Source organism: Methanimicrococcus hacksteinii (assembly GCF_032714515.1).
GTDB lineage: Archaea > Halobacteriota > Methanosarcinia > Methanosarcinales > Methanosarcinaceae > Methanimicrococcus > Methanimicrococcus hacksteinii.
Genome location: NZ_JAWDKC010000018.1, coordinates 1 through 15,728 on the forward strand (window position 1 = coordinate 1; position 15,728 = coordinate 15,728).

Annotated in this window: 12 protein-coding genes; 11 read left to right on the top strand and 1 reads right to left on the bottom strand. The window is 42.4% G+C overall.

The annotated features are described in order from the left end of the window. The 3 genes from MmiAt1_RS05505 to MmiAt1_RS05515 all read left to right on the top strand — a co-directional run. Positions 1-225 (top strand): hypothetical protein (locus MmiAt1_RS05505; RefSeq protein WP_318785896.1); only part of this gene is annotated, 225 nt, incomplete at its 5' end. Positions 226-560: 335 nt separating this feature from the next. Then, a complete protein-coding gene (locus MmiAt1_RS05510; RefSeq protein WP_318785897.1) occupies positions 561-3,530 on the top strand; it encodes a GLUG motif-containing protein in 2,970 nt (989 codons plus the stop codon). A 265-nt stretch (positions 3,531-3,795) separates the two neighbouring features. Next, positions 3,796-6,876 (top strand): GLUG motif-containing protein, encoded by a 3,081-nt coding sequence (locus tag MmiAt1_RS05515; RefSeq protein WP_318785898.1) that lies wholly within the window; start codon positions 3,796-3,798, stop codon positions 6,874-6,876. Positions 6,877-7,675: 799 nt separating this feature from the next. On the opposite strand, the gene MmiAt1_RS05520 is transcribed toward MmiAt1_RS05515, so the two are convergent. Beyond that, entirely contained in the window at positions 7,676-8,608 is a 933-nt protein-coding gene (locus tag MmiAt1_RS05520) for a hypothetical protein (RefSeq protein ID WP_318785899.1), read from the bottom strand. Between the two features lie 725 nt (positions 8,609-9,333). Between MmiAt1_RS05520 and MmiAt1_RS05525 the strand changes: the two genes are divergently transcribed. The 8 genes from MmiAt1_RS05525 (at position 9,334) to cmk (ending at position 15,700) form a co-directional block, all read left to right on the top strand. Further along, positions 9,334-9,852 carry a 50S ribosomal protein L18 gene (locus MmiAt1_RS05525; protein ID WP_318785900.1) on the top strand — a complete coding sequence of 173 codons (519 nt, stop codon included), beginning with the start codon at positions 9,334-9,336 and terminating at the stop codon, positions 9,850-9,852. 5 nt (positions 9,853-9,857) lie between these two features. Next, positions 9,858-10,487: a 30S ribosomal protein S5 gene (locus MmiAt1_RS05530; protein WP_318785901.1), complete on the top strand. Its 630-nt coding sequence runs from the start codon at positions 9,858-9,860 to the stop codon at positions 10,485-10,487. A gap of 2 nt (positions 10,488-10,489) precedes the next feature. Then, positions 10,490-10,951: a 50S ribosomal protein L30 gene (locus MmiAt1_RS05535; protein ID WP_318785902.1), complete on the top strand. Its 462-nt coding sequence runs from the start codon at positions 10,490-10,492 to the stop codon at positions 10,949-10,951. 19 nt (positions 10,952-10,970) lie between these two features. Further along, positions 10,971-11,456, top strand: a complete 486-nt coding sequence (locus MmiAt1_RS05540; RefSeq protein WP_318785924.1) for an uL15m family ribosomal protein — start codon at positions 10,971-10,973, stop codon at positions 11,454-11,456. Positions 11,457-11,892: 436 nt separating this feature from the next. Beyond that, complete coding sequence (gene secY / locus MmiAt1_RS05545) at positions 11,893-13,377, top strand: preprotein translocase subunit SecY (RefSeq protein WP_318785903.1); 1,485 nt, start codon at positions 11,893-11,895, stop codon at positions 13,375-13,377. A 253-nt stretch (positions 13,378-13,630) separates the two neighbouring features. After that, positions 13,631-14,278 (top strand): adenylate kinase, encoded by a 648-nt coding sequence (locus MmiAt1_RS05550; protein ID WP_318785904.1) that lies wholly within the window; start codon positions 13,631-13,633, stop codon positions 14,276-14,278. 149 nt (positions 14,279-14,427) lie between these two features. Continuing rightward, positions 14,428-15,048 carry a DUF106 domain-containing protein gene (locus MmiAt1_RS05555; protein WP_318785905.1) on the top strand — a complete coding sequence of 207 codons (621 nt, stop codon included), beginning with the start codon at positions 14,428-14,430 and terminating at the stop codon, positions 15,046-15,048. A gap of 112 nt (positions 15,049-15,160) precedes the next feature. Beyond that, complete coding sequence (gene cmk / locus MmiAt1_RS05560) at positions 15,161-15,700, top strand: (d)CMP kinase (RefSeq protein ID WP_318785906.1); 540 nt, start codon at positions 15,161-15,163, stop codon at positions 15,698-15,700. Positions 15,701-15,728 lie beyond the last annotated feature (28 nt).

The following is a 15,728-nucleotide window of genomic DNA, read 5'->3' on the forward strand; positions in this document are numbered from 1 at the left end:
TTTTTTGAAAAATTGATTTTTGGAAGAGCGGACGCTTTGGTCTGTTCTGCCCTTTTTCCTTCTGTCCTGCAACTGTTTTTTGGGCGGCGCAGCCGCTTAAAAATCGCGAAGCGATTTTCTGCAAACACCCGCTCATTCGCAGCTTTGAAAAATTGCGAGTGCAACGAGCAATTTTTTTTCACAAACGTCGCTCACCTTGAAGCCCACATTAAAGTCGAAGAATAATTTTAAAAAAGTGTGTCGCAAGACACATTTTTACTTTCTTTTTTTTGAAAAATTTCGTTTGGTGAGCGAAAGCTGTGTTTCGGGCTGCAACTGTTCTGTTTAGTTTTCGTTAAATTCGCGAGGCGAATCTCCAATTCCTTTTGTTCACTTTGTTCTTTCAAATAAAACAAAAAAGCGAAACCGTTAAAAATTTCTAATTCCAACTTTTCCGATTTACAAAAAGTATTTATTTTTTCCAAATCTTTTTAACGTGCTTACTTTTAATTAACATTCGAAACTATTTACAAAAATTTTCCAATAATATTTTGGTTTAAAAAATTAATGAAGGCTTGGGTATGAAAATTCTAAAATCAATCTCTTTAATTGCAATTCTCTTAATTGCATTTGTATTGATAAGCGGAATCGCTCTTGCGGCTGATCCGATTGAAATCGGTTCGGCAAGCGATTTGAAAAAAATCGGAAACTATGCTGAGTTTCCGTTAGACAGCGATTACATTTTGATAAATGATATTGACATTACTGACGATACGTGGAAATCTATCGGCAATCAAAGCAATCCGTTCCTCGGAACTTTTGACGGTCAGGGATATTCAATCACTTTTGAAAGTTTGACGGGAACGACGACTTTTAAAAATTTCGACGGCGACAGTAATAATGTCGACGGATTCGGTTTATTCGGAACTGTCGGTGATTTTTCCTCAACCGATATAATCGAAATTAAAAATGTCAATATTGTTCTTGAATCCAATTTGACAAACGAAGCAAGCTCGACATATTATAACCATACCGGATCTTTAATCGGAAATGTTAACGTCAGCTCTTCTAATTACTTTTCAATGAATAATTGTTCATTAACATCAAACGGCAATTTTGAAATTAAAGGTCGAAATTCTGTTGGTGGTCTTGTCGGTTATGTTTACAGTGGTACTTTTGAAGACTGTTCTGTTTCGGGCGATGTTTCGGTGACTGCTGAAAATATTTATGCCGGCGGCCTTGTCGGATGTGTTGACAATTATGCTGATTTTGCAAGTTGTTCTGTTTCAGGCGACGTTTCGGTGACTGCCGAATATGATAATGCAGGTGGTCTTGTCGGGTTTGCTGCCACTGCTGATCTTACAAGTTGTTCTGTTTCCGGCGATGTTTCGGTGATTGCTAAAAATATTTATGCCGGCGGCCTTGTCAGTAATTTTGCAGGAACTATTGCAAATTGTTATTCGACAGCAACCGTTGAAGCAAAAAGTGGTGTCGGCGGGTTGATTGGATTCGGATATGAAAGTGGATCTTTTGTTTGTGATATTTCATCAAGTTATTTCGCAGGAACTGTTTCATTTGGAAGCGGCGCAGACATAAATTCAAAAATCGGCGGAATTATTGGTTCTTATTACGGTACACCAACTGTTTCTGATTGTGTCTATCAAGATAATTCGGTTGATGTCGGAACCACAGGCGCAACACCGACACTTCTCGGAGCAGCCAAAACTTCTGCTGACATGAAGAAAGCCGCAACCTATTCAAGTTGGGACATTTCAAATGCGCATGACGGTTCAACAACTTGGTTCATTTGCGAAGATAAGGGTTATCCGCAGCTTTATTCTTTGAGACAGGCAATTTCAATCTCAACGGTTGATGAACTTAAAAAAATCGGTTCCGACGATTATGATACAATGACGAATCATTGGTACACAATGGATGCGGATTATTATTTAACAGGTGATATTGAAATTACCGATGATACATGGAACTCTATCGGCAATGGAAGCAACCCATTCCTCGGAACTTTTGACGGTCAGGGATATTCAATCACTTTTGAAAGTTTGACGGGAACGACGACTTTTAAGAATTTCGACGGCGGCAATAATAATATCGACGGATTCGGTTTATTCGGAACTGTCGGTGATTTTTCCTCAACCGATATAATCGAAATTCAAAATGTCAATATTGTTCTTGAATCCAATTTGACAAACGAAGCAAGCTCAGCATATTATAATCGTATCGGATCTTTAATCGGATATGTTAACGTCAGCTCTTCTGATTACTTTTCAATGAACAATTGTTCATTAACCACAAACGGAAATTTTGAAATTAAAGGATATTTTGGTGTTGGTGGTCTTGTCGGCTGTGTTTACTATGGTACTTTTGAAGATTGCTCTGTTTCGGGCGATGTTTCCGTGACTGCCGGTTATGATTATGCCGGCGGTCTTGTCGGTTATGTTGAGGTCGCTGATTTTACGAGTTGTTCTGTTTCTGGCGATGTTTCCGTGACTGCCGAAAATAATCGTGCCGGTGGTCTTGTCGGTTATGTTGGGACCGCTGATTTTACGAGTTGTTCTGTTTCTGGCGATGTTTCCGTAACTACCGATTTTGATTATGCCGGCGGTCTTGTCGGTTATGTTTACAACAATGCTGATTTTATGAGTTGTTCTGTTTCGGGCGATGTTTCCGTGACTGCCGAAAATAATTATGCCGGTGGTCTTGTCGGTTGGATCGATACTGTCGACTTTACAAGCTGTTCTGTTTCCGATGATGTTCACGTGACTGCTGAAAATAGTTATGCCGGCGGGTTGGCCGGTGAGTTCTCAGGTACAATCACAAATTGCTATTCGACAGCAGCCATTGAAGCGAAAAGCTTTGTCGGCGGATTAGTCGGCCGAGGTTATGCCAGTTCCCTTTATATTTGCGACATCTCATCAAGTTATTTTGCAGGAACTGTTTCTCTCGGAAGCGGCGCAGACAGCAGCTCCTATATCGGCGGAATCATCGGTCATCCTTTTGAAACACCAACCGTCACAGATTCATTTTATTCAAGTGACTCTGTTGATGTCGGAACCACCGGCGCAACTCCGACGACGGGTTTTGGAACAACTGTTTCTTCCGATGCGATGAAAAGAATCGGAACTTATTCGGAATGGAGTATATTCAGTTCTGAAAGCCCGGATTATGTCTGGTTTATTACCGAAGGACAAACGTATCCGCAGTTGTCTTCAATTTATGAAGGAATCCCTAATTACCTTCCGAAAACAAACCGTGGCAGCAGTGGTTCCGGATTCGGTCAGGCAAAAATTGTTGATTCGGCTTCTTCAATTCCGAATGTGAAAGAAGATCCGGCGCCGGTTTCCGTAACGCCTGTTCCGGAAAGCGGTGAAAACAAGAATGCCAACGAAGATCAAAACGCGAACAACGCGCCCGGCGAGAGTTATTCCGATGAAAAAGGCGGATCGAATCGGACGTTATATATTTTACTTGGCGCCGGTTTGATTATTGTTGTCGGCTGCGTTGCGTTTTTCTTGTATAAGAAAAGGGTTTAATTAAATTTGCAGTTCATTGAATAAACGTGAATTTCACGTTTATCTTTTTTATTTTTTTGTTTTTTTCTTTTTTAATTTTTTATTTTTTAATTTTAATATTTCAGCGCCTTCAATCGTTTTACATAAAGTATTTATTTTTTTCATTTCTTTTAAAATGTGTTTCACTTCAATTAAAAATGAAATTATTTACAATACCAAAATATTAAAAAATCTGAATTTTTAAAACTTGATTTAATAAAAACAATCCAAAAAAAGGCGTTGGTTTATGAAAATTATAAAATCATTTTCTTTAATGACAATTTTTTTAATTGCATTTGTATTGATGAGCGGCATTGCCGCCGCCGTTCCGATCGATATCGGAACGGCCGGAGAATTGGGAAAAATCGGGAACGATGTCAATTTCCCGTTAGACGGCAATTATATTTTGACTGATAATATTTCACTCGCCGACGTCACTTGGGTTCCGATCGGCAGCGAATCAGATCCGTTTACAGGAACTTTTGAAGGCGGCGTTTTCACAATTTCAAATTTAACAGTTGATTTGTCGGGTACCGATAATGTCGGCCTTTTCGGCGCGGCAGACGGTGCTTCTTTTTTAAATATTTCTTTGATTGATGTGAATGTTACCGGCAGCAATAATGTCGGCAGTCTTGTCGGCAATGTTTCAGACAGTACTTTTGAAAACTGTTCCGTTCCCCGCAGTATTTATGTGATTGCTGAAAATGATAATGCCGGCGGATTTGCCGGTTATGCATCTGATGTTGATATTATAAACTGTTCTGTTTCGAGCATTGGCTGGGTGCAAGCCGAAAATAATGCCGGCGGTCTTGTCGGTTCTTTTTATGGCGGCAATGCTGAAAGCTGTTCTTTTTCGGATTTCATTCTCGTATCTGCTGATAATGATAATGCCGGCGGTATTGCCGGTTATGCTGAAAATGCGGATTTTACGGATTGTTTCGTTTTCGGCTATACTGGCATATATGCTGAAAATAATAATGCCGGCGGCCTTGTCGGGTATGCGGATTCCTGCGCTTTTGATTCTTGTTCGGTTTATATCTTTTTTTATGTGACTGCTGATAATAATGCCGGCGGCCTTGTCGGCGATTTTACAGGCTCAATCATAAATTGTTATTCGGCAGCAGATGTTGAAGCCGCAAACTCGGCCGGCGGGGTGGTCGGGTACGGTTACGAAGGTTCGCCGTCAATTTGCGACATTTCTTCAAGTTATTTCTCAGGATTCGTCTCTTTCGGATACGGTGCCGACAGCAATTCAAAAATCGGTGGAATTATCGGCTCTTATACCGGAACGCCGACTGTCGTCGATTGTATCTATTTGGATGATTCCGTTGATACCGGAGACATCGATGCAGTGCCGACCCTTCTCGGAACTGTTGTTTCTTTTGCCGATATAAATGTCATTCCGATTTCATCCGAGTCTGATCTTAAGAAAATCGGTTCCAATGAATACGATGCAGTAAATGATTATTGGTACACAATGAACGCGAATTACGTTTTGGTTAAGGATATTGAAATCACCGAAAATTGGACTCCGCTCGGCAAATACGGTAATTATTTTACCGGAACTTTTGAAGGCAGCGGGCACACAATTTCAGATTTGACAATTGATTTACCGGATACTTCTTATATCGGTCTTTTCGGCGCGGCAGACGGTGCTTCTTTTTCAAATATTTCTTTGGTTGATGTGAATATTGCCGGCAACAAAAGTGTCGGCAGTCTTGTCGGCAATGTTTGGGACTCGGATTTCATCAATTGTTCCGTTTCCGGTGATGTTTCCGTAACTGCCGAAAATGATTGTGCCGGCGGTCTTGTCGGTTCTGCTGAAAGCTATGGTACGATTGCAAATATTACAAATTGTTCTGTCTCAGGCATTGTTTCCGTGATTGCCGAAAATGATGCCGGCGGATTTGTCGGATCTATTTCGGGAAACATTTCTGTTACAAATTGTTCTGTTTCAGGCCTTCTTAACGCGGAAGCCGACTCGAATATCGGCGGCTTCGCCGGTTCTGTTTATAATGCTGTTTTTACAAATTGTTCCGTTTCAGGCCCCCTTTTCGCAACTGCCGAATCTGATAATGCCGGCGGCTTTGCCGGTTATGCCGAAGATGCTGATTTTGCAGACTGTTCCGTTCTTATCTATGGTTTTGTAACGGCTGATGGGGATTGTGCCGGCGGTTTAATCGGTTTTGTTGAAAGCGATGATACGATTGTAAGCATTACAAATTGTTCTGTTTCGGGTGCTGTTTCCGTAACTGCCGAAGATAGTTTTGCGGGCGGTCTTGTCGGTTTAGTTATGCTCGGCACTTTTGACGGCTGTTCTGTTTCCGGCGATATTTCCGTGACTGCCGCTGAAATGGCTGCAGGCGGTCTTATTGGGGCTGTTTTTCTCAGTTCAGCTACGGTTACAAATTGTTTTGTTTCGGGCGATATTTCCGTAACCGCCGAAGGGGAATTCGCCGGCGGCCTTGCCGGCTCTGTTTGGGAGGCTGATTTTACAAGCTGTTTTGTTTCCGGCAATGTCAAGGTGATTTCCGAAGGGGAATCCGCCGGCGGTCTTGCCGGTTCTGTTTGGGAGGCTGATTTTACAAGCTGTTCTGTTTCGGAGGGTGTTTTTGTGACTGCCGATGGTGATTGTGCCGGCGGTCTCGTCGGCGAGTTTGACGGTTCAATTAAGGATTGTTATTCAATGGCTCAAGTTAAGGCAAATGATTATGCCGGCGGTCTTGTCGGATATTCTTGGGATTCATCAACTGAAATGAAATCAAGTTATTTCGCAGGATCTGTTGAATCCGGAACAAATTTCGGAGGAATTATTGGTGATTGGAGCGATGAACCAATCATCGCCGATTGTGTTTATTCGGATACTGCAGGCACAGAATTTACAAATTCACTCGGAACACCTGTTTCCCCCGTTAATATGAAGAAAATCGCAACCTATCAAACACCGAACGTTGTCACAAACTGGAACATCACGCCATCTTACGACCCCGAACACGTTTGGTACATCAGTGAAGGAAAAACATATCCGCTGCTTTCCGCGCATTATGTCCCGCCGGTCAAATCAAACGGTGGTCCCGGTTTCGGCGGCGAAAATGTCCGAATCATTGATCCTGTTTCTGAAACTTCGGAACAGCCGCCTGCTGTCAATCAAACGCCTGTTGTTAATCAGCCTCAAGATGTCGGCAGCACACCGGATCCCGGATTTGCCGAGCCTGAAGCGAAAGAAACCGACCGGACTTTGTATTTCATCATCGGAATCGGATTTATTGCCGTTATCGGCGGCGCTGTTTATCTTATCGGTAAAAGCGGAATGATCGCTCTTAAATAAGCATGAATTTCATGCTTATTTTTCTTTTTTTCTGTTCTGGAATGCTGTTTGTTTTGTTTGTTTTGTTTGTTTTATTGTTTTGTTTGTTTTATTTTGTTTTGTTTTTCAAAATGAAACATCGTTTTTTTAAAAGTTCATCAAACCCGAACTCCGTTTTTTGCTTGAGCCATCTTCAGCTTATCGTTTTTCAGGTTTTATCGGGAGTTCGGGTTTGCCGGAAATTCAAAAAACCGATGTTTGAGTTTGAACCGAATACAGCAAACCCCACTCCAAATTACGAATTTTGGACGGCGCGAAGCGACGAACAAAATCGGAATTTGGAGAGGTTTTTCAAAAAAGAAAAATTTAAAGAAAAACTCATAATTTTTTTGAATTCAAGTTCATCAACTCCGTTTATGCGTTTTCGTTAAATTCGTGGGACGAATCTCCAACGCCTCCTTTTGCTCGCTTCGCTCACAAAACTCGTCGTTGGAGGTGGTTGTTTTGGTTTTTCAATAATTTTCAAAGAACTGAAACATCATTTTTTCTCAATTTTCAAAAATTTGAACTCCGTTTTTTGCTTGAGCTTCTTTCAAGGTATTGTTTTTCGGGTTTATCGGGAGTTCGGGTTTGCCGAAAATTCGAAAAACGGGTGTTTGGGTTTGGCCAAAAAATTACAAACAGTTAAAACAAAAAATAAAAAAGAGATCGTAAAAAGAAGAGAATGAATAGAGAAAGCATGAAGAAGAGAAAGCATGAAGGAGGGACGGAAGAAAAATAAGAAAATGAAAAAAAGAAAAGAAGGGATCCTTCCTTCGATTTATTTTCTCTTTCTGCCGTACAAAACGGTTCCGATAAAAACAGCGCACACGGCGGCGAGAAGGCCGAATCCGGGTGTTTCCGCTTTTTCAAGTTTTGCGTCCTTGAATTGCATATCGCTTTTTGTTTTTTCTTCCATTTCTTTATTGTCGAGCTCGATGTAGCTTAACTGGTTCTCGACAATTTCTTTTTTCTCCTGCTTCAGCGCCGTTACCGTCAGCAGTTTGTAATCTTCGACCTGCTGATCGCTTAATGTGTGAAGATTTGAATTTGCAAGCAAAACATCGCAATATATCCCGGTCACCTCTATGATTTCATCATAAGATTTGCCGATGCCTTTTAGAGCCTTTTCAAACTCTTCGACCTGTTCCGTCAGAATCACGGCGTTTTCATAAGACAAATTTCCGTCCTTGACATCGGTTAATACCGGAATAATCCGATCAAAAAGCGCGGCCAACTCATCCCACTGAACCGCAATATTGCTGTAAGCCGCTGCCGACAATTCCACTTTTTTCCGGTCGGCTTCTTTGTATGCCGGAAGCTCCGACTTAAACATTTCCGCTTTCTGACGGCAGGCGGCCGCCGACAATTTATAAACGTCTCTGTTGCTTTCATAACCGCTGATATATGAAGCGTTCACATCCGCCAAATAATAATGCGTATACGAAATCTTTTCCGCCGTTTCTTTATTCGTTATGATTTCTCCGGTTTCACCGTCCAAAATTAACAGCCCGGTCGTATCGTATCCTTTGCCGTATTCAGCATAATAGTACGGATGAGACTGATAGGTGTAAGGACCGGACACATCTCTCCATTCGCCGCTGCCGGCATATTCCAAAGCCTTTTCCCTTGCTTCTTCCATATTCAATGCGGCCGACGCGGGCGCAATCAAAAACAAAAAAACAAGCAATACCAAAAACATTTTTAATTTCATTTATAAAACCCCTTGCGATTATTTGGTTAATCGTCGTATCAAATCAAGGAGCATTTATATATTTAGTTTTTGTTTCATTAATCAAGTTATTTTGCAAAAAAAAGAAATTATTAAAATGTTTTTTAATACTGATTTTATCTTGTAAAAATTAAATTATTTGAATTATTTATTTTTATTTATCTCTCGAATGATTCTTTTATTTATCTTTAATGTTAATCATTCGGTGCTGAAACGATTATTATTCGAAACGATTTTATTTGAAACGGTTTATTTGAAACGGTTTATTTGAAACGGTTTATTTGAAACGATTTTATTTGAAACGGTTTATTTGAAACGATTTTATTTGAAACGGTTTATTTGAAACGATTTTATTTGAAACGGTTTATTTGAAACGATTTTATTTGAAACGGTTTTATTTGAAACGGTTTTGTTTGAAACTCAATATTTCTTCACGGTCTCAGAATCAGAAACACTTATATATTCCGAACCTCTATTACAATTTCCTTTCACAGGACACTTTTTGCGGTTCAATTCTTTGAACATTTGTGCACTGTGAATGTCTGTTTCGTTGAGCGATTAACGGGCAGCGAATTATGTTTCATTTAATTGTTTTCAATTTTGATGGCGCTTAATTCATTTTTACTTCATTAATATTAGATTTTAACAGATCTTAATATTAGAATATTAGATTTAAATCAATAAATAAAATAGTTGAGGAGCTAGTTATGGCAACAGGACCAAGATATAAGGTTCCCATGAGAAGAAGAAGAGAGGGACGTACCAATTACCACTCCCGCCTCGCACTCCTTCTCTCCAAAGAGGACCGCGTTGTCGTGCGCAAAAGCACACGCAATGTTCAGATACAGCTTATAGCCCCAACACCGATCGGCGATGTCACATACTCTTCTGCCATCTCAACCGAACTCGGTAAATACGGCTACACCGGACCGACAGGAAACACAACCGCAGCATACTTAACCGGTTTGCTTTTCGGACTCAGAACCCTTCAAAACGGCTATGAGTACGGCGTTTTGGATATCGGGCTTCATGCATCCACACCCGGATCACGCGTTTACGCGGCCTTAAAAGGCATCGTTGACGCCGGCTTTGAAATCCCCCACGACGAATCCATTTTCCCGTCCGACGAACGCATTCGCGGAGAAATCGCGGCAGAATACAACGGCTCTGACTTGCCGGCACAGTTCGACGCAGCAGTCGAGAAAATCAAAGCGGAGTTCAAGTGAGAAACATGGCTTACAATGAAGAAGAATGGGTCCCGAAGACAAGACTCGGAAGACTTGTCGCAGACGGACAAATCACAACAATGGAAGACGCTCTCAGATCCCGTTATCCTTTAAGAGAACCCCAAATCGTGGACATGCTCTTATCGGGACTTGAGGACGAAGTTCTTGACATTAATATGGTTCAGAGAATGACTGACTCCGGCAGACGTGTTAAGTTCAGAGCAACCGTTATCGTCGGAAACGGCGACGGTTACGTCGGCATCGGCCAGGGCAAAGACGTTCAGGTCGGAAACGCCATCAAAAAGGCAATCGACGCGGCAAAGCTCAACATCACAAAAATCAGCAGAGGATGCGGTTCTTGGGAATGCGCTTGCGGCAAAGAACACACCGTTCCCTTTGAAGCAACCGGTAAAGTCGGCAGTGTCGTCGTAACATTAGTGCCCGCCCCCAGAGGTCTCGGCCTTGCTGCCGGTAACACCGCCAGAAAAGTGCTTGAGAAAGCAGGCATCAAAGACGTTTGGACACAAACATCCGGAACCACCAGAACCACGCTCAACTTTGCCAAAGCAACATTCGAAGCTTTGAACAACGTGAACACCATGCGCATGCCTAAGAAAGGCAACGGGGGTATCTGATTATGTACGCAGTTATCAGAGTCAGAGGATCAGTCGCAGTCAGAGAATCCATTGCGGACACCCTTAAGATGCTCCGCCTCCACAAAGTGAATCACTGCGTTTTCCTTCCGGAAAATGATGTTTACAAAGGCATGATCCAGAAATCTAAAGACTATATCGCATACGGTACAGTCGACGCGGAAGCTGTTGCGGAAATCTTTGAAACCCGCGGCAGACTCGAAGGCGGCGAACGCTTAACCGACGCTTACATCGCAGAAACAACGCCCTACCAAACAATCAAAGAATTTGCCCAGGCATTCGTCGAAGGCAAAATCGCGATTAAGGACGTTCCCGCAATGAAGCCGGTTTTCAGACTTCACCCCCCGAGAAAAGGACACGCAGGATTGAAGAGAACCGTTCAGCAGGGCGGTGTTCTCGGAAACCACGGCGAAGACATTGCAGTGCTTTTGCACAAAATGAGATAAGGTGGTTAAAATGGGACACATCAGAACTAAGAAGTACAGAGGATCACGCACTTGCGGCGGCGGCACACACAAAAACAGAAGAGGTGCCGGTAACCGCGGAGGCCGCGGACACGCAGGAGGCAACGCCCACCACTTCATCCGTGCCATGCGCGAAGGCTACAGACCCGGTTACATCTACAAAGGATTTTCCAGGCCGGCTGTCGTTGACACACCCGTTTTCATCGTCAACGTCGGTGAATTGGACGAGCTCGTTTCTTTCCTTTTTGAAAACGAAGCGGACTACATCACAAAAGACGGCGACAAATTCGTTGTTGATCTTTACAGCATCGGAATCGACAAAGTTCTCGGCAGCGGCCGCGTGACCAAAGCAATGGTCGTTAAGGCTGAAATGTTCTCCGCAACTGCCCGCTCCAAGATTGAAGCAGCAGGCGGCGAATGCGTCGAAGTCGGCGACGAGTTCGATGAATTCGAAGAAGACGAAACAGACGAAGAAACAGAAGAGTAAGCATTTTGCTTCTCTTTTTCTTTATTTTTTCAAAAAATAAGAATATTCAATTTTGTTTGGTTTTAAGTTTTAATATTGTTTAAATTCATTTAATCCGTTTAAATTCTTAATTTGTTCAACTTAAATTCGTTTAATCCGTTTAAATTCTTAATTTGTTCAATTTAAATTCATTTAATCCGTTTAATTCGTTTAATCAATTTCGAACTTTAAAGAACCGTTCATAAAGTTTTGCATATTCACAATACAAAAATATATTAATACTATTAATCGCTATCATTTTCATCTTATCATCGCTTTTTGAGATGATTTTGATTAAAAATTATCAAAATTTATTCACAATTATAATTTAATAAATGTGTTTCAAAAATATTCATACAGTCCCGGTTGTTCGTTTTCCGGGCTGTAAATGATATTTTTGTCATAGTCAGGTGTCATCATGAGTTTCAGGAGTGTAATGGAGCCTATCTTTGCAAGGTTACCCGCTGTCGCCAGACCTGAAAAACAAGTGCTGTTCAAAAATAAAATCATGTGGACGATTGCGATTCTCGCACTCTACTTTATTTTATCGAACATTCCTTTGTTTGGTATGTCGGCCGAATCGATCGATTTATTTGCGCATTATCGTGCTTTCTTTGCAGGCGCGACCGGATCAATTATTGTTCTCGGTATCGGCCCGATTGTGACGGCTTCCATTATTCTGCAGTTATTGGTCGGCGGTGACATTATTCATTTGGATCTTTCCGATCCCCGTGACCAGGCCTATTTCCAGGGCGCTCAGAAGTTCCTTGTTTTCATCATGATTATTCTCGAAACACTTCCTCAGCTTTTCGGTTATATCAAACCTGACACCGCATTGGCTGCAGCGCTCGGCGTTGACACATGGATTGTTACTTTATTCTTATTCATTCAGATCTGTATCGGCGGCGTCCTGATTATGTACATGGACGAAGTCGTTTCAAAATGGGGTATCGGCTCGGGTATCAGTTTGTTCATCGTTGCCGGAGTTTCCCAGTCCCTTGTTACAGGTTTGATTAACTGGCTTCCCGACAGCACCGGATATTCCATCGGTATTATCCCGCGCTGGATTCAGCACATTTCCCGCGGCGACCTCGGTTTAATGTTCTCGTCGCCCGAAAACATATTGAATTACGTACTTATCGGCGGCGGTATTTTAGCGCTTCTCACAACGGTTATCATCTTCGTGATTGTCGTTTATGTTGAAAGTGTCAGAATTGAAATTCCGCTTTCCCACACTTCCGTTCGCGGCGCCCGCGGTAAATTCCCGGTCAAATTGATCTATGCATCCGTTTTGCCGATGATCTTGGTCCGCGCGCTTCAGGCAAACATCCAGTTGATCGGTGTTTTGCTGGCCGGCAGGGGAATCACATTCCTCGGCGAATATTCCGGCTCAACCCCTGTGAACGGCATTATGTATTATCTGTCTGCAATCAACAGCCCGCAGGACTGGATTCCGTCTTATGTTCAGGCGAATTTCTTATCCATGGGCTTTGACGCGCCCGCGATTTGGCAGATTGCGCTTCACATCGGTGTGGACGCGTTCCTGCTGGTTGCCGGCGGTATTATCTTCGCTCTCTTCTGGATTGAAACAACCGGAATGGGCTCCAAGCAGACGGCCAAAAAGATTTACAACTCAGGCATGCAGGTGCCGGGTTTCAGAAACAACATTGCATCTATTGAAAAATACATGCAGCGCTACATCCCCAAAGTTACCGTTATCGGCGGTGCGTTCATCGGTCTTTTGACATTGTTCGCCAGTTTGCTCGGTACAGTCGGAGGCGCAGGCGGAACGGGTCTTTTGCTGACTGTCAGTATCGTCTATCGTTTGTATGAGGATCTCGCGTCCGAACAGCTGATGGAAATGCATCCGATGCTTCGGTCGTTCCTCGGAAAAGAGGATTGAAATTAAACAGTTCGCAAACAGTACATTCGTAAACAGTACATTCGTAAACAGTACATTTGTAAACAGTACATTCGTACATTCAAACTGTAAATCAGTTCATCAAAATCGGGCTTGGGCGAAATCCGCCTAAGCCCTTTTTTTTGAATTTTCGTTACGGAATCCTTTTTATAACAAAAATGTTAATTTCTTTACTATCTTACGGATTTTCAAGTAATTTTTCCGATTTCAAGTTAAATTTTTCAGGTGAATTTTTATGGATATTATTCTATTCGGTCCGCCCGGTGCAGGAAAAGGCACTCAGGCTCAAAAACTTTCTCAGAAATACGGCATTCCTCAAATCTCAACCGGAGATATTCTCCGCGCAAATGTGAAAGAAGGAACAGCGCTCGGCATGGAAGCCAAAAAATACATGGACGCGGGCGAACTCGTCCCGGACGCGGTTTTAATCGGCATCATTAAAGACAGACTTCTTCAGCCCGACTGTGCAAACGGATTTTTGCTTGACGGCTACCCGAGAACAGTTCCGCAGGCCGACGCGCTTGCCGAAATTTTGGACGAAATCAAAAAACCGATTGACGCTGTCATCAACATTATCGTTCCGAACGATATTTTGGTCGAACGCCTTTCCGGCAGATGGATGTCCGGCTGCGGTGCCAGCTACCATACCGTCTTCAACCCGCCGAAACAGGCAGGCGTCTGCGATGTCTGCGGCGACGCGCTTTTCCAAAGACCGGACGACACGTCCGAAGCCGTTTCCAACCGTTTGGACGTTTATCAAAAACAGACGGCGCCTTTGGTTGACTATTACAAAGAAAAAGGGTTGCTCAAAGACATTGACGGCACAAAAGACATCGATGTCGTTTTTGAAGAAATCGATAAAATCGCGGCATCTTTTAAATAAGAGGATTGTCTTTTCAATCCTTACATTATTTTTGTAATTTGTAATATATTGTAATTATTTCATTCGTGAATTCATTCATAAATTATCATTGTAATTATTTCATAATCAGTTCGTATTTTTACGATTATTCAAGTACAGGTCGGATTATTTTGGATACGCAAAAAGTCAGAGATTGGGCCAATAAAATCGTTTTGGGCCTCGGGTTAATCCTCTTTATCGGCATTATGATTCCGAGCGTCCGCGATCTCATCGGCAAAGGCATGGATGTTCTCATGTCTCCCATCGTTTCAATCGTCGGCGACCAGAATTTCTTTTTGATTTTATCAGCGATGGCCATCATCACGGCCATTTATTCTTCTCTCATTCAGAAATATGTGGTTGACCAGTCTAAAATGATGGAATTCCAGGAAAGAATGAAGATTTTCCAAAAGGAAATGAAAGAAGCGCAGGAAACGCAAAACACTTACATGCTCAAACGCCTCGAAGAACAGCAGGCTGAAATCATGCAGGAACAGATGTCTATGATGAAAGACCAGTTCAAGCCGATGCTTTACATCGTTTTGGTCTCCATCCCGTTCTTGATGTGGGCTTATTATTACATCGGAAGCCACGAAGCGGCAACCATGTTTTTCCCCTTCTGGGGCGAACAGATGCTGAGCGGCCGCGTGTTCTACTTGTTCACGTACTGGCTCTTCTGGTACTTCCTGTCCTCCTTGGCCTTCAGCCAGGTGCTCAGAAAATTCCTGAACATTCGTGCCGCCGGCATGTAATGTTCTCTTTTTCATTTTTATTTTTTTAATTTTCATTGACATTTTTTTAAATTCCATTTGATATTGACATATTTTCATTTTCAGGCGACTCTTAATTTTTCAGGTGATTGAGATGATTATTACAATCAGCGGACTTCCCGGAACAGGAACGACAACGGCATCAAAACTTCTGCAGGAAAAAACCGGCATGGAATTCATCTCTTCCGGCGAAATTTTCAGAAGCATTGCCGCCGAGCTCGGCTTGTCTTTGGCCGACTTCGGAAAACTGGCCGAAACGGATGTCTCCTACGATCATCAAATCGACGACCGTCAAAAAGAACTCTCCAAAACAAAAGACAATTTGATTTTGGAAGGCCGTCTCGCCGGTCATATGTCGCTCGAAGTTCCGCCGGGCAAAAAAATTCTGCGCGTTTTACTGAAAGCGCCGCTTGAAACACGCGTCCGAAGAATTATGAACCGTGAACAGGCCAATTCCTCTTTTAAATTCGAGCTGGAACAGACAAAAACAAGGGAAGAATCCGAACGTGTTCGCTACGATATGTATTACGGGATTGATATTTCGGATTTGATGATTTATGATTTGGTGATTGATTCTTCGAAGTTTGATCCGGAGACGATTGTTGATATTATAATGAAAGCGGCCGATTTTTGAAAAAAAAATCGAATAATTTATTACTTCT